This window comes from Streptomyces oryzae (assembly GCF_017676365.1).
Lineage (GTDB): Bacteria > Actinomycetota > Actinomycetes > Streptomycetales > Streptomycetaceae > Streptomyces > Streptomyces oryzae.
In genome coordinates, this window is sequence record NZ_JADKMA010000150.1 from 1 (window position 1) to 18988 (window position 18988).

Here is an 18988-nt window from a genome sequence, read left to right on the forward strand (position 1 = left end):
CCCCCGCCCCCCGCCCGAGTTCCCCTTCCCAACGCCTGTAGAGGCTGTGCGGCACCCCCGCGGCGTCCAGCACCCGGCCCGCCACGAAGTCCACCAGGTCCTGGATGTGCCGGGCGCCCGCGTAGAAGGCCGGGGAAGCGGGCAGCACCACCGCGCCCGCGTCGTCCAGCGTGACCAGGTGGCGCAGCGTCTGGCCGTTCAGCGGGGTCTCCCGTACGGCGACGACGAGCGGGCGGCGCTCCTTCAGCGTCACGCTGGCAGCGCGTTGCAGCAGGTCCTTCGAGAGCCCCAGCGCCACCCCGGCCACGCACGCCGTGCTCGCAGGGACCACCAGCATGCCCTTGACGGGGTACGAGCCGGAGGACGGTCCCGCCGCCAGATCCCCCGGGGACCAGTGCCGCACCCGGGCCGGGTCCGCGTCGAACGCGTCCGGGCTGCCGTCGGCGCCGCGGGCCAGCCAGCGGCGCAGATCCTGCTCCGCGTGGGCGTCCCGGAAGGGGTGCCCGGTCTCGTCCAGGATCGTCAGCCGGGAGGCGCGGCTGACGATGAGGTCGACGTCCTCGCCCGCGTCCAGGAGCGCCCGGATGACCGCCGCCGCGTAGGGGGTCCCCGATGCGCCGGAGACCCCCACCAGCCAGGGGGCGCGTGCCATGTCACTCACGCCTCGACCCTACGTCTTGCTGTGGTCGCTCCTCTGTGTCGGGAAGACTGTGCCCCTGTGCCGGGGCTGTGCCCCCTTGGGCCGCAGGGAAGGGGGTGGTCCTGTCCGTTCGCTGCGGTCTGTGGGTGGGGCGTGGTGGCTCGCGCCGTTCCCCGCGTCCCTTCGTGGCGCAGCCGCCATGCCGGGTACGCCCAACGGGCGCTAGCCTCAACGCATGCGTGTCTTCCGCCCTCACCTCTTCAGCAACCGACGGCACGTCAGCCACTTGCGGCACAGCGGGCAGGCCGCCGCCGCGGCGGCCTGTGCGACGGTTCTCGCCGTTTCCGTCACCGGCTGTTCCATGGCCGAGAAGGTGACGACCGGGCTCAAGGTGAAGCACGCCTTCGAGAAGCTGGGCGAACAGCCTTCCGCCTCCGTGCTGGTGTCGGTGGACGGCAGCAGGGCGCAGGCCGAGAAGTTCCTGCGCGCCGCCGGCGGCGACGACGCCGGCTCGGTCCGGCACGCGGCCTCGCTCCTCACCCGCGGCGAACTCACCTTCGCCGTCGGGTCCGACCGCGAGGAGACCCCGCTCAAGGAGCTGAGCCGGTCCGAACGCCTCAGGTTCGCCGCGGCCGTCAACTTCGGCGGCAAGGACGTGCTGGCCGCCAAGTCGGTCGAGGAGAAGCTCTACGTCCGGATGAACCTGCGCTCCCTCGTCGCGCAGACGGACGGTTCGAAGGCGGACCGCAAGCGCGCCCGCACCATCGTCTCCCTGGCCAAGGACCTGCCGATGACGCTCGGTTCGGCCAAGGACGCGCTCAAGGGCAGGTGGGTGGAGATCGACCCCGAGTCCTTCGACGACTTCGCGCGCGCCGCGCAGGAGATCACCGCGGAGGAGAAGAAGGACGAGCACCGGGACGGGAAGCGGCGCGTTCCCCCACAGCACGGCGCGGACTCCGAGCAGAGCGACGAGACGAGCAAGCGGCTGAGCCGCGCGACAGCAGCCGGCCGCGCGCTCAACGGGGAGTCCGAGCGGGAGTTCCTCGAGGGGCTGGAGAAGACCCTGGGCGAGCACGCCCGGTTCCACAAGGCGGGCGAGTACGGCGGCGCCGAGCATGTGAAGGTGACCATGCCGGCGCGCCGCGCAGCGCCCGACCTGTCGCGGGCGCTGGAGGCGCTGGGCGCCCGGCTGGACCCGACGACGGTGCCCGACAGGACCGTCAGCGCCGACCTCCAGATCCGGCGCGGCCAGCTGACGGGGCTCACCGTCGACCTGGGCCAGTTCCTCGACGACGAGGGTGGCAAGGACGGCAAGGGGGCCGGGAAGGTGCACCTCCCGCTGCGGATGGACTTCGGCGGCGGTGACGCCGTCTCCGTGCAGGCCCCCGACGGCGCCCGCGAACTGAAGCCGCAGGACCTGCTGGCCGCGGTGATGTACGGCGCTCTGGGCACGGGCGACATCTGAGGCCATCCTGGGTCGGGGCGGTGTGGGACAGGGCCCCTGAAGGCCGGCACGGGAACCGTCGGCGCACCGTGCGCCGTTGTACAGCGTGACGGGGTATGTCCTGCGGGGGACGCTCCTCGCGAGGGAGGCGAGCATGGCGAAGGACTTGGGCGGCTCGGGCGGCGCCAAGGCGATGGCGGCCGGGAAGCTGATCGTCGGCTGGGTGGCGCTGCTGTGGGTGCTGGAGGCGGTGGACCAGGCGTCGGGCAACGCGCTGGACACCTTCGGTATACAGCCCCGGCGCCTCGGTGAGCTGGTCGATGTGATCCCCAGCGCCTTCATGCACTTCGGCTTCGAGCATCTGATAGCCAACACGCTGCCGCTGCTGATCCTCGGCTTCCTCGCGGCGCTGCGCGGGGTGGGGCGCTTCCTCGTCGTCGCCACGATCATCGTCGTGGTCAGCGGCCTCGGTGTCTGGCTGATCGCCCCGGCGAACAGCAACACGGCGGGCGCCTCCGGCCTGATCTTCGGCCTCTTCGGCTATCTGCTGGCCCGCGGTTTCGTGGACCGCCGGATCACGGACGTCGCCCTCGGCACGGTCGTCGCCGTCTTCTACGGCTCCATCCTGTGGGGCGTTCTGCCCACCGAGTCCGGCGTCTCCTGGCAGGGCCACCTCTTCGGCCTGATAGGCGGCGTCCTCGCCGCCCGCCTCACCGCCGAACCCCGCTCCCTGACCGAGGGCAAACCGGCCTGGCACTGACCCCTTCCCGGGGCGGGGTCACCGGTCGGGGCCCTGGATGCGGGTTTCCCGGTCGATGGGCAGCTCGTCCGTCTCGATCCGCACCTCGCCGATCTCCAGGGTGAGCTCGACGGGCTTGCCGTACGGGATCACATCCCGGCCCCGGTAGCCCTCCGGGCCGGGATGCCACATCGTCGTGCACTCGGCGCGGTAGGGGTCGGAGATCAGGTAGTGCGCGATCCCACGCTGCGCGTACAGCCGGTCCTTGACGACGTAGTCGTGGCGGACGCTGCTGGGCGAGACGCCCTCGACGGCCAGCTCGATCAGGTCCGGAGAGTAGGCGCTGAGGTTGCGGTCGGCCTCGGAGCGGGGGACCACAGCTACATCGGGGCAGAGCTCGTCGACGTCGGTGAAGGGGAACGCGACGTCGGAGATGCACGCCCACTCCGGCCCGAGCTGTGCTGCCAGTCCGTGCACCACCGACCACATCGTCCTGCCGTGGAACGGCTGGAGGGGAACGAGCACGATGGTGCCGCCCACGATCTCCGCGTGGCAGCCGGGGAACTGGTCCTCCAGGCGGCTGAGCCGGGAGCGCAGGCGCCCTGTCTGCGAAGTCGTCACGGGACCTGCCCCTTCACATACGTGCTCGTTCGGACCTCGGCACGCTACTCAGACGCCCAGCCCACGCACCGCCAGATCGAGCAGGGCGCACCCGAAGAGGGCAACGCCGATGAAGCTGTTGACCTGGAAGAAGGCGCGGTTGAGGCGGGAGAGGTCGTGGGGGCGGACGATGGTGTGCTCGTAGCCGAAGGCGGCCGCGACGATCACCAGGCCGAGCCAGAAGAAGGCACCGGCGTGGGTGAGCAGGGCGAAGGCGACCAGCAGTGCGGTGGTGAGCAGGTGCGCCGCGCGGGTGGCGTGGATGGCGGCGGCGGTGCCGAAGCGGGCCGGCACGGACTTGACGCCGTTGGCGCGGTCGGCGGCCACGTCCTGGCAGGCGTAGATCAGGTCGAAGCCGCCGATCCAGATGCCCACGGCCAGACCGAGCACGACGGCGTGCCACGACCAGGCGCCGGTGACGGCGATCCACGCGCCGGTGGGCCCGATGGCCTGGGCGAGGCCGAGGATGGCGTGCGGGTAGTTGGTGAAGCGCTTCCCGTACGGATAGACCACCATCGGGAGCACGGCGAGCGGCGCCAGGGCGAGGCAGAGCGGGTTGAGCAGCGCGGCGGCGCCCAGGAAGACCACGAGGGCGACGACAGCGCCGGTCCAGGCCGTACGGACGGACACCGCGCCGGTGACCAGCTCGCGCCCCGCGGTGCGCGGGTTGCGGGCGTCGATCTCCCGGTCGATGATCCGGTTGGCGGCCATCGCGAACGTCCGCATCCCCACCATGGCCACCGTCACCAGGAACAGCTGCCACCAGTGGACGCTGCGGCTGTCGTGGAACATCGCGGTGAGTGCGGCGATGTAGGCGAACGGCAGCGCGAAGACCGAGTGCTCGATGACGACGAGCCGGAGGAAGGCCCGCACCCGCCCGATGTCCGCGCCCGGGCCGGGCCCGAGCACTCCTTCAGCAGCGCTGGTCACAGGCCGTACTCCTTCCAGCGGCGGGTCACCAGGTCGGCCACGCGCGGGTCCGACTCGATCATCTGCGGCCAGCCGCCGTCGCGCGTGTAGCCCTCCTCGGGCAGTTTCGCGGTGGCGTCGATACCTGCCTTGCCTCCCCAGAACTGCTGGTAGGAGGCGTGATCGAGGTGGTCGACGGGGCCCTCGACCACCGTCAGGTCGCGTGCGTAGTCCACATTGCCCAGCGCCCGCCAGGAGACCTCGTGCAGGTTCCGCACGTCGCAGTCCTTGTCCACGACGACGATGAGCTTGGTCAGCGACATCATGTGTGCGCCCCAGATGGCGTGCATCACCTTCTGTGCGTGCTTGGGGTAGCGCTTGTCGATGGCGACGATCGCGCAGTTGTGGAAGCCGCCCGACTCGGGCAGGTGGTAGTCGACGATGTCCGGCACGATGACCTTCAGCAGCGGCAGGAAGAACCGCTCGGTGGCCCGGCCCAGCGGCCCGTCCTCGGTCGGCGGCCGGCCCACCACGATGGACTGCAGCAGCGGCCGCTTCCGCATCGTCACGCAGTCGATGGTCAGCGCGGGGAAGGGCTCCTGCGGCGTGTAGAAGCCGGTGTGGTCGCCGAACGGGCCCTCCGGCCGCATCTCGCCCGGCTCCAGCCACCCCTCCAGCACCACCTCGGCGGCGGCGGGCACCTGGAGCGGGACGGTCTTGCAGTCCACCATCTCCACGCGCTTGCCCTGCAGGAAGCCGGCCAGCAGATACTCGTCGATGTCGGCCGGGAGCGGCGCCGTGGAGGCGTAGGTGACGGCGGGCGGGCAGCCGAAGGCGATGGCGACCGGCAGTTTCTCGCCGCGCCGGGCCGCGACCTGGTAGTGGTTGCGGCTGTCCTTGTGGATCTGCCAGTGCATCCCGATGGTGCGGCGGTCGTGCCGCTGGAGCCGGTAGAGGCCCAGGTTCCGTACGCCGGTGTCGGGGTCCTTGGTGTGGGTGAGGCCCAGGTTGAAGAACGAGCCGCCGTCCTCGGGCCAGGTGAACAGGGCGGGCAGCCGCTCCAGGTCCACCTCGTCACCCTGCTGGACGACCTCCTGTACGGGCGCGTCCTTGACCTTCTTCGGCGGTACGTGCGTCATCGCGCCGAGCTTCCCGAACGCCTCCCGGAAGCCGACGAATCCCTGCGGGAGCTCGGGCTTGAGCAGGCCGCCGATCTTCTCGCTGATCTCGTCGTACGAGGAGAGGCCGAGCGCCTTGAGGAGGCGGCGGTCGGTGCCGTAGACGTTCATGGCCAGCGGCAGGTCCGAGCCCTTGACGTTCTCGAACAGCAGCGCGGGGCCGCCCGCCTTGTTCACCCGGTCGACGAGCTCCCCGACCTCCAGGTGCGGGTCGACCTCGGCCTTGACCCGTACGAGGTCACGGTCACGCTCCAGGGCTCGCAGCAGCGAGCGGAGATCGTCGTATGCCATACGCCTCAGTATCCTCCCTGATGTCCGCGCCCTGAGCGCCGGGGGTTTGGCGCGGGCCATTACGCTGGCTCCGTGGAGACCCGCGCGCCGGGGCCCCACCCCGCATCCGTCCGGTGGCATCTCTCGCTCAGGGGGCGTTCCGCGTGATCATCAGGCTTCTGCCCTTTCTCCTGGTCCTCGCCCTGTGGATCTATGCCTTCATCGACTGCCTGAACACCCCCGAGAACGAGGTGCGCAAGCTGCCGAAGGTGGTGTGGGTCATCATCATTCTGCTGTTCGGGCAGGTGCTGCTGGGGCCCATCGCCTGGTTCGTGGTGGGACGGCCACGGCGGAACGCCCCTTATGGCGCGGTACGTGCCGATGAGCGGCGCTGGGTTGCCCCGGACGACAATCCGGACTTCCTCAAGTCCCTGGGCCAGTCCCCCGCGGAGCCCCCTGCCGGAGAGCCCCCGAAGGACGCGGAGCCGCCCCGCACGGAGCCCTCCCGCTCGGAGCACCCGGACGAGGAGCTCCGCAACCGCCAGGACCGCGACGAGGGCTGAGCCCTCCCTTTAGTGCGGCTCCCTTTTTGTCCCGCCACCCCTCTTTTTCGCCGCAGCGGCGCCCAGCCCCGACGAAGAGTGTCCAGCGAATCGTCGACGGGCTCAGGCCGTCGTCCATGCCGCCGGACCCTGACCGTTGTGGCTTGTCGCCGTTGCGGCGAGAAAGGGGGAGAGCGGCAAGGAGAGGGAGTGCCCTCACGCGCGGGAGAGTGCGTACTCCGCGCGGAGTTCGGTGAAGCGGGCCGGGGTCCAGGTGGACCAGTCCGTGGGGTGGCCCCGCAACACCTCGGCGAGCAGTTCGAAGTGCTGGTGCCAGCCCGCGAGGACGTCGAGCACTCGTTCCCCGTCCCCCGTGAAGTCGTTGCGGAACCGCACCCGGGTGCGGTCGTCGTCCAGGGAGCCCCGCAAGGTGAATCCGAAGGAGCCGCGCCCGTCGATCGTGTACTCGGCGAGCCGCCGCCGCGACCAGGCGGTGATCCGCCCCGAGGCGGCGAAACCATCCTCGCCGGAGCCCTCATGGCCGCCGTTCAGCCGGCGCAGCGTCACCGCTCCGCCGGGGCCCGGCTCGAACGGCTCGGCGGCAGCCAGCCAGCCCCGCAGCCCGGCGGGGGTGGCGACCGCAGCCCAGACGCTCTCCAGCGGATGCGGGAACGACAGCTCGAAGCCGACGGTGTGCGCCGCACCGCACGCACTGCTCCGCGCCGTCCCGTACGGGATGTCGTAGGGAAGGGAGGCCACGGTCCCAAGCCGGCTTTCGGTGCTCATAGCTCCGCCTTGCCTTCGTCCGGCACGCGGGAGAGAGCCGGCCCCCGGGGGAAGGGCCCCTCAGATTCCTGCGTACGAGTGCTTGCCGTTGAAGAAGATGTTGACGCCGTAGTAGTTGAACAGGAAGCAGGCGAAGGCGAGCAGCGCGAGGTATGCCGCCTTACGGCCCTTCCAGCCCGCTGTGGCGCGCGCGTGCAGGTAGCAAGCGTAGGCGACCCAGGTGATGAACGACCAGACCTCCTTCGGGTCCCAGCCCCAGTAGCGGCCCCAGGCGTCGCCCGCCCAGATGGCGCCGGCGACGATGGTGAAGGTCCAGAAGGGGAAGACGGTCGCGTTGATCCGGTAGGCGAACTTGTCCAGCGAGTTCGCCGAGGGGAGCCGCTCCATGATCGAGGAGACGACGCTCCCGGGCTTGCCGCCGCGCAGCAGCTTGGTCTCGTAGGTGTCCCGGAAGAGGTAGAGCAGGGAGCCGACGAAGCCCAGGTAGAGCAGCGCGCCGCAGATGATGGCCAGGGAGACGTGGATCCACAGCCAGTAGGAGTGCAGGGCGGGGACGAGCTGGTCGCTGTCGGTGTAGAGCACGGTGACGGCCAGGCCCAGGTCCAGCAGCACGGTGGTGACCAGCGGCAGACCGATCCAGCGGACGTTCTTCTTGGCCAGCAGGAAGCACAGGTAGGCGCCGACGGCGACCATCGAGAAGGCCGTCGAGAACTCGTACATGTTGCCCCAGGGGGCACGCTGCACGGACAGCGAGCGGGTCACCACCCCGGCGCAGTGCAGCAGGAAGGCCAGCACGGTGAGCGAGATCGCGATCCGCCCGTACATGTCGCCCTGCTCGTCGCCCGCCGCTGCGCCGGGGCCGTCGGGCAGGTCGCCGCGGCGACCGCTGCTGGAGCGGGTGACGATCTTCGGCGATGCGGGGGCTGCGGGCGCGGGCTTCTCCAGCACCGCCGTGCCGCCGCCCGCCTCCTTCTTCACCCGTACGGAGACGCCGGACTCCTGCGCCGGCACGGCCCCTTCGTCCCCGGCCTTCTGCGTCAGCGCGGCGGCGGTACGGCCCACCTTGCTGCGGGAGCCGAACGTCCACTCGGCGATGTAGGCGAAGAAGGCCAGGACATAGACGGCCATCGCCGAATAGATCAGATAGTTGCTGATCTGGGCGAGCTGCTCGTTGGGTTCGGCTGCGAGGAGGTTCACTTGCCTGCTCCTTCGGGGGCGTCAGCAGGATCGTCGGAGTCTGTGGCGGTCTCTGCGGCGGCGTCTGCGGTGGTGTCCTCGGACGCGACCGGCGCCGCGTCCTGCATGTCCGTGGCCAGGGAGGCGAGTTCGTCGGGCAGGCGGGCCGACTCGCTGCGGCCGAGCCCGGCCATCTCGACGACGGTACGCCCGTCGTCCGCCGCGTACGCCCGCACCCACACCCTGCGGCGCTGGATGAACAGGGAGCCCGCGAGGCCCGCGATGGCGGTGAGGGCACCGCCCAGCGCCCAGTCGTTGCCCACCTGGTGGGAGACCTGGAAGTTGGCCCACTGCTTGACGCCGTCGAACTTGAGGCTGCCGGCCCCGTTCGGGAGGGTCATGGTGTCGCCGGGGGTGAGCTTCTTGGCGAAGGGGCCGCCGTCCTTGTCCTTGAACTTGGTCATGTTCTTCGTGTCCAGCTGGTACACGTTCTGGGCCGGCCCGCCGTCGACGCCCAGGTTGCCGTGGTAGGCGGTCAGGAACATCGCCGGGTTCTTCAGGCTGGGCGACTGGGAGAACATGGTGCCGCTGCCCGGCTCGAAGTCGGGGACGAAGAAGCCCTGGAAGCCGAGCTGGTCCTTGCGGCCCTTGGCGTCCAGATAGTCGGTGACCTTCACCACACCGCTGGAGGTCTGGTTGTTGTCCTGCTGGAGGAAGGGAACCGGGCCGCGGTAGGCGATGTTGCCCTTGCCGTCCTTGACGGTGACCGCGGGCGCGTAGCCGTTGGCGATCAGGTAGACCTTGGAGGAGCCGATCGACAGCGGGTGGTTCACCTTGATCGCGGCGTTCTTCTCCTTGCTGCTCGCGCCCTCGGTGTAGGCGATGTCGGCGCGGTAGTCGCGCGGTGTGCCCTTGTTGGGGCCGCTCTCCTCGTAGGTGGCGTGGAACTTCTTCAGCCGGAAACCGAAGGGGTCGAGCATGTCGGCCCTGAAGAGCGAGCCGGACCGGAAGTCGTCGTACTGGGTGAGGACGTTGGAGAACCCGTCGCCCTGCACGATCAGTTTGCGGCCCTCCGACTTGAACAGCTGCCCGGAGGCGAAGGCCAGCAGCAGCACGATCAGCGCGATGTGGAAGAGCAGATTGCCCACCTCGCGCAGATAGCCCTTCTCCGAGGCGACGGCGTCGCCGCGGCTGCTGCCGTCGCCGTCCTGGTGCGTACGGAACCGCCTGCGCTTCAGCAGCGAGCGCGCGGCCCCCAGCACCTGCTCGGGGTCGGCGTCGGTGCGCCAGGTCGCGTAGACCGGCATCCGGTCAAGCCGGCGCGGGGCGCGCGGCGGGCGGGAGCGCAGCTGGCCGACGAACTGCCAGGTGCGCGGCACGATGCAGCCGACCAGCGAGATGAACAGCAGGATGTAGATCGCCGAGAACCAGACCGACGTGTAGACGTCGAAGAGCTGGAGCTTGTCGTAGAGCGGGGCGAGGGTGGTGTGCTCCTCGCGGAACCGCTCGACCTTGAGTGCGTCGACGGGCGTCTGCGGGATGACCGACCCGGGGATGGCGCCCAGCGACAGCAGGAAGAGCAGGATCAGGGCGACGCGCATCGAGGTGAGCTGCCGCCAGAACCAGCGCAGCCAGCCCAGCGGGCCCAGTGAGGGAACGTTCAGCCGCTCCTCGCCGGGGGCCGTCGACAGCTGGGCCGTGGCCTCGCGCTCGCCTGCGGCCTCGGTCGCCTTGTCGGCGTCGGCCTCGGTCGTGCTCATGGATCAGATCCCCACCGTGAAGTCGGACGACCAGACCGTGATCTCGTAGACGATCCGGTCCCAGATGCCTGTGACGAGCAGCACGCCGACCGCGACGAGCATCCCGCCGCCGATCCGCATGACCCACGCGTAGTGCTGCTTCACCCAGCCGAAGGCGCCCAGCGCCCGCCGGAAGGCGACCGCGGCGACGACGAACGGCACCCCCAGACCCAGGCAGTAGGCCACCGTCAGCAGCGCGCCCCGCCCGGCGCTGGCCTGGTTGGAGGAGAGCGTCAGTACGGCAGCGAGGGTGGGCCCGATGCACGGCGTCCAGCCGATGCCGAAGAGCACCCCGAGCATCGGCGCACCGGCCAGCCCTATCGCGGGCCGCTTGTGGATACGCAGCTCGCGCTGGGTGAAGCGGGTCAGCGGTCCCAGCGCGCCCATGAAGGCGAGCCCGAGCAGTATCGTCAGCCCGCCCAGCGCCCGGGAGATCACGGTGCGGTTCTCCTGGAGAGTGGCGCCGAAACCGCCGAAGAGGGCGCCGCCGGAGACGAAGACGACGGTGAAACCGAGCACGAACAGCCCCGCGCCCAGGAACATCCGCCCCCGCCGCGCCTCGGCCAGATCGGTTCCGCTGACGCCGGTGACGTAGGAGAGGTAGCCCGGTACCAGCGGCAGCACGCACGGCGAGAAGAACGAGACCAGCCCGCCGAGCAGCGCGATGGGCAGGGCGAGCAGCAGCGCGCCGTTGAGGACGGTGCCGTTCATTCCCGTTGCCGCCAGGGAGGTTGCCGCGAGAGGGGTTGCCGCGAGGGAGGTCATGGGGTGGTCACTTCGCGTCGGTCAGGGGGTCGAGCGCCGAGCGCAGCTCCTTCTCGCTCAGTTCCTTCAGAGCCCGCACCGCGACCTTGCCGTCCTTGTCCAGGATCAGCGTGGAGGGGATGGCCTGCGGGGAGAGGGTGTTCTTGGGGAACTTGAGGATGAGCTTGCCGCTGGGGTCGTAGAAGCTCGGGTAGTCGATCTCGTAGTTCCGCTCGAACGCCTTGGCGTTGGCCTTGTCCAGGTCACGGGTGTTGATGCCGAGGAACTGGACGTCCTTGCCCTTGGTGTCCCGGGCGACCTTGGCCAGGTTGGGGGCTTCGGCGCGGCAGGGGCTGCACCACGAGCCCCAGACGTTCAGGACGACGACCTTGCCCTTGTAGTCGGAGAGCTTCAGCTTCTTGCCGTCCACCGAGGGGCCTCGCAGGTCGGGCACCGAGGTGCGGTTGCCTTCGGCGACCTTGGTGATCTCGCCCGTGCCCTTGACGAACTTGGTGTCGCCGGAGGACGAACCGGTCTGCGTGCCGCTGCAGGCGGACAGCAGCAGGGTGCCGGTGGCGATCCCGGCGGCCAGCAGGGTGGCGCGGCGGCGGGAGGCGCGGGTCTGGCTCATGTGAAAAGTTTCGCATGCGCCCCTTTACGGATCTTCCGCGCCCCCTCCCTCGCTGTTCCCCCGCCGCCCCGCAGCGGGTGGCGGGGCGTAGGCACCCCCTGAAGGGGCGGAGTCAGGCGCCCGCGGCGCGGTTCTGACCGCTCCCTCCCTTGGGGCGCTTCGCGCCGGCGCGGAGGTGGGCCGGCACCAGGTCCCGGGCGGGTTCGGAGTAGCCGACCGAAACGATCCGGTCCCCGAGGAAAGTGAAGCTCGTCAGCGAGGCGAGCGTGCACTGCCGGCGCCGCGGATCGTGCCAGAGCCTGCGCCGCTCGACGAAGCTGCGCAGTATCCAGATGGGCAGCTGGTGACTGACGCAGACGGCCTCGTGCCCGTACGCCGCGTCCTTGGCGCTCTCGACCGCCCCCCGCATCCGCACGACCTGCTCGAGGTACGGCTCGCCCCAGGAAGGGCGGAAGGGGTTGCGCAGATGGCGCCAGTTCTCCGGCCTGCGCAGCGCACCGTCGCCGACCCCGAACGTCTTGCCCTGGAAGACGTTCCCCGCCTCGATCAGCCGCTCGTCGGTGCCGACGTCGAGGCCGTGCAGCTTGGCGATCGGCGCCGCGGTCTCCTGCGCGCGCTCCAGCGGGGAGGCGACGACGTGGGTGATGTCACGCCGCTCCAGGTGCTCGGCGACCCGGTCGGCCATCCGGCGGCCCAGCTCGGAGAGGTGGTATCCGGCCAGCCGCCCGTAGAGGATGCCTTCCGGATTCTCGACCTCGCCGTGCCGCATCACATGGACGACGGTGACGGTCTTGTCCCCGGCGCTGTCCTGTGCGGTGTTCTGGACGGTGCGCTCGCTCATGCCGGCACCGCCTCGGCAGCGGCGCGGGCGGCGGCGGGCAGCGCGTCGGCGATGCGCTCGAGAGCACGCTCGTCGTGCGCCGCTGAGACGAACCACACCTCGAAGCCGGAGGGCGGCAGATAGACGCCCTGGGCGAGCATCGAGTGGAAGAACGCGGTGAAACGGAAGGACTCCTGCTGCTTGGCCGCCGCGTAGTCGGTGACCCCCGCGTCACCGAAGTCCCCGAAGAAGACGGAGAACATGCTGCCCGCCGTCTGCACCGTGTGCGCCACGCCCTCCTTGTTCAGCGCCTCGCCGACCAGCTGGCGCACTTGCCGGGCCGCCGCGTCCACCACGGCGTGCGCGGCGAAGTCGTTCTCGGCCAGCAGCCGCAGCTGGGCCAGTCCCGCTGCGGTGGCGACCGGGTTCCCGGACAGCGTGCCCGCCTGGTAGACGGGGCCGGCCGGCGCCAGGTGCTCCATGACGTCCCTGCGGCCACCGAACGCCGCCGCGGGGAAGCCGCCGCCCATCACCTTGCCGAAGGTCATCAGATCGGGGGTCACGCCGTCGATGCCGTACCAGCCGCGTGCGCTCGCGCGGAAGCCGGTCATCACCTCGTCGGAGACGAAGAGCGCGCCGTCGGCCCGGCACAGCTCGGCCAGCGCCTGGTTGAAGCCATCCCGCGGCGGGACGATGCCCATGTTGCCCGGCGCCGCCTCGGTGATCACACAAGCGATCTCGCGGGGGTGCGCGGCGAACGCCTCGCGGACCGCGTCCAGATCGTTATACGGCAGCACGATCGTGTCGCCCGCCTGCGCCCCGGTGACCCCCGGGGTGTCCGGCAGGCCGAGGGTGGCGACCCCGGAGCCGGCCGAGGCGAGCAGCGAATCGACGTGCCCGTGGTAGCACCCGGCGAACTTCACCACCTTGGTACGGCCGGTGAATCCGCGCGCCAGACGGATCGCCGACATGGTCGCCTCGGTGCCGGAGGAGACGAGTCGTACCTGCTCAACGGGGTCGATACGGCGCACGATCTCCTCGGCGAGCGCCACCTCGTCCTCGACGGGCGTACCGAAGGAGGTGCCGCGCTCGACGGCCCTGCGCGCGGCGTCCGTCACCTCGGGGTGCGCATGGCCGAGGATCATCGGCCCCCAGGAACAGACCAGGTCGACGTACTCCCTGCCGTCCGCGTCCGTGAGGTAGGGACCGGCCCCGGACACCATGAACCGGGGCGTACCGCCCACGCCGCGGAAGGCGCGGACCGGAGAGTTCACGCCTCCTGGCGTCACGGCGGCGGCACGGTCGAAGAGCGACTGCGATACTGGGGCGCTGTACGAGTAAGTCACGAAAGCCATGGTGTCAGAGCCCCGTGCGCGGGGGCCCGGGGGCGTTTCACACTCCGCGGGACGGGGAGGTCTCTGACACGATGATCGGGCCGCACGGGGACGGCAGTGCGGCTCGGATGAGCAGTCGGGTGGTGACATGCATCGCGGTGGCGGACTGGGAGAGGGGCCCGGCCCCTCGGAGACTGGCCCGAAGCGAGCCCAGGGGCGCCACAGGCGCACTGCGGCCGAGAGTGGAACCACGGCGGGGAGCGGCGCGAACAGCGGTATGGCGGACGGGGGAACGGCGGGCGGCGGTGCCCCGTCCGAGAGCGGGACGGCGAGCGGGACGGCGAGCGGCACCACGAGCGGCGGCCTCACGAGCGGCAGCACCACGAGCGGCAGCGGCCTTGTGCGGGGCGGCGGCCTCGCGGGCGGCATCGGTAGCACGGCAAAGACCAGGAGCGGCAGGGGTGGCGGCCGAGTGGGGGTGACCTACAAGTACTTCGGAGCACCGGACGGTGCCACGGCCGCGCGCGTACCCATCTCGATGCGCCCCGAGGAGCTGGGCGGGGACGAGCTGGGTCAGGGCATGTTCACCAAGATCAAGCCCGAGACGATGGCGGCGATGGTACTGACGGGGATCGAGGGGATACCACTGCACCGCGTTCCCCCGCTCGAACTGGTCGTTCTGCACCCGGACTACGCGGTGGTGAAGCTGCCGATGACGGTGGTGGACCCGCTGCGGGGGGTCGGGGAGGAGACGGTCGGTGCCGCGGCCTTCATCTGGTCCACGGTTCCGGACCGCGCCGGTCCGCAGGACGCGTTCAATGTCTACCAACTCCTCCATCGCTGGCAGGACTTCTCCGACCGCCTCCACGAGGCCGGACACCAGGCGTATTGCCTGGTGTGGCCGTGAGGGAACACCGGCGTCCCACCACAGGTGGCGGGACGCCGTAATGGTCAGTCCCCCACAGCTCCGTCCGGCCCCGCAGGGGCATCGTTGACCGCCTGGGCAACCTCCGCATCCAGCACCTCGGCATCCAGCTTCGGCGCGTCAGGGTCCACCGGGCCTATACGGAACTGGAACTCACCCCCGTACTGCTCATGTGCCGCGACCACCGCACTGCCCACGGCCTCCTCGCCGCGCTCGGTGCGGATGATCAGCGGATCCCGCCGCAGATCCTTGCTGAGCGCGAGGCACAGGGCGATCATCACGACGGTGAACGGCACGGCCACCAGGATCGTGAGGTTCTTCAGCCCTTCCAGCGCTTCGTCACCGCCGCCGCCGATCATCAGCATCACCGCGCCGACGGCGCCGGTGAGGACGCCCCAGACGATGACGACTCCCCGGCTGGGCTCCAGCGTGCCCTTCTGCGACAGGGTGCCCATCACGATCGAGGCCGCGTCGGCGCCGGAGACGAAGAAGATGCCGACCAGGATCATGACGACGAGACCGGTCACGCCCGCGATCGGGTACTCGTTCAGCACGTTGAACAGCTGGGCCTCCTGGGTGTCACCCAGCTTCACCCCGTCGGAGCTCAGTTTCATCGCCGTACCGCCGAAGATCGCGAACCAGATGAGGCTCACGACGCTGGGCACCAGGATCACGCCGCCGACGAACTGGCGGATGGTGCGGCCCCGGCTGATCCGGGCGATGAACATGCCGACGAACGGCGTCCAGGAGATCCACCAGGCCCAGTAGAAGACCGTCCAGCCGGCGAGCCAGTCGGCGACGCCCTTGCCGCTGCTGGAGTCGGTGCGTCCGATCATCTGGGGAAGATCGCCCAGGAAGCTGCCGAGCGAGGTCGGCACCATGTTGAGCATCAGGATGGTCGGGCCGGCGACGAACAGGAACAGCACCAGCAGCCCCGCCAGCACCATGTTGATGTTGGACAGCCACTGGATGCCCTTCTCGACGCCCGAGACGGCTGACGCGACGAACGCCACCGTCAGCACCGCGATCACGGCGACCAGCACCCCGGTGCCGACCTTGCTCGCCCAGCCGGCCTCCTCCATGCCGCTGCCGATCTGCAGCGCGCCCAGCCCCAGCGAGGCGGCCGAGCCGAACAGTGTCGCGAAGATGGCGAGGATGTCGATGACCTTGCCGAGCCACCCGTTGGCCGCCCGTTCGCCGATCAGCGGGGTGAAGACGGCGCTGATCGTCTGCCGTCGGCCCCTGCGGAAGCAGCTGTAGGCGATGGCCAGGCCCACGACCGCGTAGATCGCCCACGGGTGCAGCGTCCAGTGGAAGAGCGTGGTGGCCAGCGACGTCTCCATACGCGCCGCGTCGTTGCCCGGGTTCGTACCGGGCGGCGGGTCGCCGAAGTGACTCAGCGGCTCGCTCACCCCGTAGAACATCAGGCCGATGCCCATGCCCGCGCTGAACATCATCGCGATCCATGAGACGGTCCTGAACTCCGGCTGCTCCCCCTCCTTGCCGAGGGTGATCCTGCCGTAGCGGCTGAAGGCCAGCCACAGCGAGAAGATCACGAAACCGGTCGCGGCGAGGACGAAGGCCCAGCCGCCGTTGTGCATCGTCCAGCTCAGCATCTCGGACGAGACGTTCGCCAGGGAGTCCGTGGCGGCGGCTCCCCAGATGACGAAAGCGAGTGTGAGAAGCGCGGTGACACCGAATACCAGCCGGTCGGTCTGCGGCCTTGGGGCCGCTACCCCGTTGGAGGCGGCAGCCCCCTCTGTTTCAGGCTTCACGGTTGTCTGTTGCCCCTTCCTCCGATGGATTTGGGACGCTCCGATGCAATTCGTCAGGGCCGCTACCCGGACTGGGGGTAAATAGTCCGGCGCCCGGCCCGCTCCAGCGGCGGGCGAGGGCGGCAACTCGCGGGGCGCGCCATATAGTTGATCAACAGTCAGCGACCGTCGGCCGAGGCCGAGGCAGCGCGCGCGGCAGGAGCCCGGGAGAAGGAAAGCCCGGAAAGGCGACGAAAGGGAAAAGCCTGACTTCGCGCACCATAGGGGCCGGGTGACCGGACGTCCGGGCGGCGGGTGCGGTAGACATGTGGCGTCGCCCCGTCAGCGGAACGCTTTCCGGGCGTACGCCGACCCGGACTTCCCGGATGACCCGGACGACCCGGACGACCCGGACGACGACCCCGAACGAGGAGGCCAGCCGTGCCGCGGAGGGCAAAGAGGTATGCGAAGCGCGGGGCGCTCGCCTCGTACGCGACCAACGCCGCGCTGGCCCTCGCGCTCACCGGAGCTCTCACCGGAGCCCTCACCGCCTGCACCGGTTCGGCCGGCGCCGACAAGGACCAGGACGGCAAGCCGGACGGCTCCTCCGCCTCCCCCTCGGCACCGGCGCCGGGCAAGTACGACTCCCTCCCCGAGCCCTGCGGCACGGTCAGCACCGGCCAGCTCCGCGACATGCTGCCCGGCGCCGCGGCGGCCGAGGACGACGACAGCGCCGCGCCCAGCGCCAGTGCCGGCCCGTTCGAGGGCGAGTCGAGCGTCACCTACGACACCGACCGCCGCGTGGGCTGCCGCTGGAAGGACGCCACCACGCTCAGCACCCGCCATCTGTCCGTCGACTTCGAGCGGGTGGTCTCCTACGACCCGGCCGTCAGCGACGACGAGCAGGCCGAGCGGCTCTACGACAAGAAGGCCCGCAAGGCCGGCATCGCCGTCTCCCCTGGCGGGTCCGCCTCGGGCCAGTCGGCGGGTGAGACACCGGACGGCCATGCGTCCCCCACCGAAAAGAAGGGCGATTCAGACGACCGGGACAGTTCGGGTGACCCGGGAGACGGCACCGACGACACCGGCGACGCCGGGGACAGCACCTCCCCCACCCCGGACGAGGACCTGGCCCCCCGGGCCCTGGACGACATCGGTGACGCCGCCTACATCGACGACGAGCTGCACACCGCGGACTCCGGTCTGCACCGGGACATCACCCTGGTCTTCCGGACTGCCAACGTGATCGCGACCGTCGAGTACGACCAGTGGGTGACCGACAAGCATCGCATTCCGGACAGCCACGAACTCCAGGAGAAGGCCCGCGAGCTCGCCGAGCAGCTCACCGGGCGCTTCGAGGAGGACTGACCCTCGGGCCGGTCGCCGGACCGTCGTCGGACCGTCGTCGATCAGTCGGCGGACCGCCCGAAGGACCGCCCTCGGCTGTGGCGTGTCCCACCTGTGGGCAGTCCCACGCTGTGGAAGGTGCCACGAAACGCCCACACCGCCCCAGGGGCCGCGTACCGTTCCGTCAGCACCGAGGCCACTCCCGGCTCGGCACAACTGGTGAAGACCCCGGAAGCGAAGGAACCATGCACCGAAACGCCCCGCGCAACGCCCCTCGACGGAGCAAGACCGTCAGGAACTCGCTCGCCTGTGCGGCAGTGGCGCTCCCCGTCCTGCTGGTGGCCGGCTGCTCCTCGGACTCGGACCAGGGCAAGGAGTCCGACAGCCCCTCGGCCTCCGCGAGCAAGTCCCCCACCGTGGCGCCCGCGAAGTTCAAGGAACTGCCCGACTCGTGCAAGAGCCTCGGCAAGAAGACGGTGAAGGATCTGGTGCCGGGGACGAAGAACGCCTCGGGCAAGCGCGTCGGATCCGGTGACACCAACGACTCCAACAGCTGCCTGTGGAGCGGTCTGGACAAGTACGACTACCGGCAGCTGACGCTCTCGCTCAAGCGCTTCGACTCCGACCCGGCCATCGGCTCCGGCGACAAGCGCGCCGCGGACTATCTGAAGCTCCAGGCCGACGAGAAGACCAGCAACAAGGACAACAGGAACATCAAGGAGTCCGAGGTCTCCGGCATCGGCGACCAGGCGAGCTCGCTCGCGTACGAGACCAAGAAGGGCGACAGCAAGGGCAAGTCGGAGGAGTACCGCGCCGAGCGCCTCGTCGTCCGTACCGCCAATGTCGTGCTCACCGTCGACTACGAGGGCGCGGGCTTCGAGGACGCCAAGAAGCCCGGCGCCGACGAGGTGAAGAAGCAGGCCGAGAAGGCGGCCAAGGAAGCGGTCAAGCAGATCAAGTAACCGCCGCACGCGCCGTCACGCGCACCACCACGCGCACCACCGCACGCACCGGAGCCCGGCCCCTCGGAGCGAGGAGCCGGGCTCCGCGGCGCCGCACGGCCAAAAAGTGCCGCACATTTGTGCCAGGCTGGGCCCGCCAGTTTCCGAGGGTGGGGGACAACTCCTGTGCAGGGCGTACAACTGACCCGAATACACCGCATACTCATCGCCGTTGTGGTCGCCGGTGCGTTGGTGATCGCGGGTATTGGTTTCGCGGGTTCTTATGCGGCGGTGCGTGATCTGGCCGAGCGGAAGGGCTTCGGTGGTTTCGCGCCGTTCTTCCCCATCG

At 70.1% G+C, this 18988-nt stretch carries 19 protein-coding genes; 7 read left to right on the plus strand and 12 right to left on the minus strand.

The window, feature by feature from the left end; genetic code table 11:
* A partial coding sequence (locus tag ITI46_RS24670; protein ID WP_209241946.1) for a UbiX family flavin prenyltransferase occupies positions 1-652 on the minus strand: 652 nt, incomplete at its 3' end.
* A 223-nt stretch (positions 653-875) separates the two neighbouring features.
* Here ITI46_RS24670 and ITI46_RS24675 point away from each other — a divergent pair.
* Together ITI46_RS24675 and ITI46_RS24680 are read left to right on the plus strand one after the other, a co-directional pair.
* On the plus strand, positions 876-2105 hold the full coding sequence (locus ITI46_RS24675; RefSeq protein WP_247746526.1) for a hypothetical protein: 1230 nt from the start codon (positions 876-878) through the stop codon (positions 2103-2105).
* A 133-nt stretch (positions 2106-2238) separates the two neighbouring features.
* Positions 2239-2844, plus strand: a complete 606-nt coding sequence (locus tag ITI46_RS24680) for a rhomboid family intramembrane serine protease (protein ID WP_209241932.1) — start codon at positions 2239-2241, stop codon at positions 2842-2844.
* Between the two features lie 18 nt (positions 2845-2862).
* On the opposite strand, the gene ITI46_RS24685 is transcribed toward ITI46_RS24680, so the two are convergent.
* The 3 genes from ITI46_RS24685 to ITI46_RS24695 are packed head-to-tail and all read right to left on the minus strand — an operon-like array spanning position 2863 to position 5861.
* A complete protein-coding gene (locus ITI46_RS24685) occupies positions 2863-3444 on the minus strand; it encodes a Uma2 family endonuclease (protein ID WP_209241933.1) in 582 nt (193 codons plus the stop codon).
* Positions 3445-3492: 48 nt separating this feature from the next.
* Positions 3493-4413 carry a menaquinone biosynthesis prenyltransferase MqnP gene (mqnP, locus tag ITI46_RS24690; protein WP_209241934.1) on the minus strand — a complete coding sequence of 307 codons (921 nt, stop codon included), beginning with the start codon at positions 4411-4413 and terminating at the stop codon, positions 3493-3495.
* The gene (locus ITI46_RS24695; protein ID WP_209241935.1) at positions 4410-5861 is read right to left on the minus strand and encodes a menaquinone biosynthesis decarboxylase; all 1452 of its coding nucleotides are present in this window, start codon (positions 5859-5861) and stop codon (positions 4410-4412) included. Before ITI46_RS24695 ends, mqnP begins: the two co-directional genes overlap by 4 nt.
* A gap of 146 nt (positions 5862-6007) precedes the next feature.
* Between ITI46_RS24695 and ITI46_RS24700 the strand changes: the two genes are divergently transcribed.
* Complete coding sequence (locus ITI46_RS24700) at positions 6008-6403, plus strand: PLD nuclease N-terminal domain-containing protein (protein WP_209241948.1); 396 nt, start codon at positions 6008-6010, stop codon at positions 6401-6403.
* Positions 6404-6598: 195 nt separating this feature from the next.
* Here the strand turns inward: ITI46_RS24700 and ITI46_RS24705 are convergent, their stop codons facing one another.
* The 7 genes from ITI46_RS24705 to hemL all read right to left on the minus strand — a co-directional run bounded on the left by ITI46_RS24705 (position 6599) and on the right by hemL (position 13684).
* On the minus strand, positions 6599-7168 hold the full coding sequence (locus tag ITI46_RS24705) for an SRPBCC domain-containing protein (RefSeq protein WP_209241936.1): 570 nt from the start codon (positions 7166-7168) through the stop codon (positions 6599-6601).
* Positions 7169-7228: 60 nt separating this feature from the next.
* Complete coding sequence (gene ccsB / locus ITI46_RS24710) at positions 7229-8365, minus strand: c-type cytochrome biogenesis protein CcsB (protein ID WP_209241937.1); 1137 nt, start codon at positions 8363-8365, stop codon at positions 7229-7231.
* Entirely contained in the window at positions 8362-10104 is a 1743-nt protein-coding gene (resB, locus tag ITI46_RS24715) for a cytochrome c biogenesis protein ResB (RefSeq protein ID WP_209241938.1), read from the minus strand. Before resB ends, ccsB begins: the two co-directional genes overlap by 4 nt.
* 3 nt (positions 10105-10107) lie before the next feature.
* Complete coding sequence (locus ITI46_RS24720) at positions 10108-10908, minus strand: cytochrome c biogenesis CcdA family protein (RefSeq protein ID WP_209241939.1); 801 nt, start codon at positions 10906-10908, stop codon at positions 10108-10110.
* Between the two features lie 7 nt (positions 10909-10915).
* Positions 10916-11518 carry a TlpA family protein disulfide reductase gene (locus ITI46_RS24725; RefSeq protein ID WP_209241940.1) on the minus strand — a complete coding sequence of 201 codons (603 nt, stop codon included), beginning with the start codon at positions 11516-11518 and terminating at the stop codon, positions 10916-10918.
* A 112-nt stretch (positions 11519-11630) separates the two neighbouring features.
* Positions 11631-12359 (minus strand): histidine phosphatase family protein, encoded by a 729-nt coding sequence (locus ITI46_RS24730; protein WP_209241941.1) that lies wholly within the window; start codon positions 12357-12359, stop codon positions 11631-11633.
* A complete protein-coding gene (gene hemL / locus ITI46_RS24735; RefSeq protein WP_209241942.1) occupies positions 12356-13684 on the minus strand; it encodes a glutamate-1-semialdehyde 2,1-aminomutase in 1329 nt (442 codons plus the stop codon). The genes ITI46_RS24730 and hemL overlap by 4 nt, the downstream gene beginning before the upstream one ends.
* Before the next feature lie 136 nt (positions 13685-13820).
* Here hemL and ITI46_RS24740 point away from each other — a divergent pair, with 136 nt between their 5' ends.
* Positions 13821-14579, plus strand: coding sequence for a hypothetical protein (locus tag ITI46_RS24740; RefSeq protein WP_372452064.1), 759 nt, complete (start codon positions 13821-13823; stop codon positions 14577-14579).
* Between the two features lie 44 nt (positions 14580-14623).
* On the opposite strand, the gene ITI46_RS24745 is transcribed toward ITI46_RS24740, so the two are convergent.
* Positions 14624-16372 carry a BCCT family transporter gene (locus ITI46_RS24745; protein WP_209241943.1) on the minus strand — a complete coding sequence of 583 codons (1749 nt, stop codon included), beginning with the start codon at positions 16370-16372 and terminating at the stop codon, positions 14624-14626.
* A gap of 420 nt (positions 16373-16792) precedes the next feature.
* Between ITI46_RS24745 and ITI46_RS24750 the strand changes: the two genes are divergently transcribed.
* The 3 genes from ITI46_RS24750 to ITI46_RS24760 form a co-directional block, all read left to right on the plus strand.
* Positions 16793-17719 carry a hypothetical protein gene (locus ITI46_RS24750; protein WP_209241944.1) on the plus strand — a complete coding sequence of 309 codons (927 nt, stop codon included), beginning with the start codon at positions 16793-16795 and terminating at the stop codon, positions 17717-17719.
* 224 nt (positions 17720-17943) lie between these two features.
* A complete protein-coding gene (locus tag ITI46_RS24755; RefSeq protein ID WP_209241945.1) occupies positions 17944-18660 on the plus strand; it encodes a DUF3558 domain-containing protein in 717 nt (238 codons plus the stop codon).
* Between the two features lie 165 nt (positions 18661-18825).
* On the plus strand, positions 18826-18988 hold a 163-nt coding region (locus ITI46_RS24760), incomplete at its 3' end, for a DUF2637 domain-containing protein (protein ID WP_209241949.1).

Excerpts from the sequence above, each read along its gene's own strand:
- ITI46_RS24680 (WP_209241932.1), top strand. The coding sequence starts at position 2,239 with ATGGCGAAGGACTTGGGCGGCTCGGGCGGCGCCAAGGCGATGGCGGCC.
- ITI46_RS24755 (WP_209241945.1), top strand. The coding sequence starts at position 17,944 with ATGCACCGAAACGCCCCGCGCAACGCCCCTCGACGGAGCAAGACCGTC.
- ITI46_RS24740 (WP_372452064.1), top strand. The coding sequence starts at position 13,821 with ATGCATCGCGGTGGCGGACTGGGAGAGGGGCCCGGCCCCTCGGAGACT.
- ITI46_RS24675 (WP_247746526.1), top strand. The coding sequence starts at position 876 with ATGCGTGTCTTCCGCCCTCACCTCTTCAGCAACCGACGGCACGTCAGC.
- ITI46_RS24730 (WP_209241941.1), bottom strand. The coding sequence starts at position 12,359 with ATGAGCGAGCGCACCGTCCAGAACACCGCACAGGACAGCGCCGGGGAC.
- ITI46_RS24725 (WP_209241940.1), bottom strand. The coding sequence starts at position 11,518 with ATGAGCCAGACCCGCGCCTCCCGCCGCCGCGCCACCCTGCTGGCCGCC.
- ITI46_RS24695 (WP_209241935.1), bottom strand. The coding sequence starts at position 5,861 with ATGGCATACGACGATCTCCGCTCGCTGCTGCGAGCCCTGGAGCGTGAC.
- ITI46_RS24705 (WP_209241936.1), bottom strand. The coding sequence starts at position 7,168 with ATGAGCACCGAAAGCCGGCTTGGGACCGTGGCCTCCCTTCCCTACGAC.
- resB (WP_209241938.1), bottom strand. The coding sequence starts at position 10,104 with ATGAGCACGACCGAGGCCGACGCCGACAAGGCGACCGAGGCCGCAGGC.
- ITI46_RS24720 (WP_209241939.1), bottom strand. The coding sequence starts at position 10,908 with ATGACCTCCCTCGCGGCAACCCCTCTCGCGGCAACCTCCCTGGCGGCA.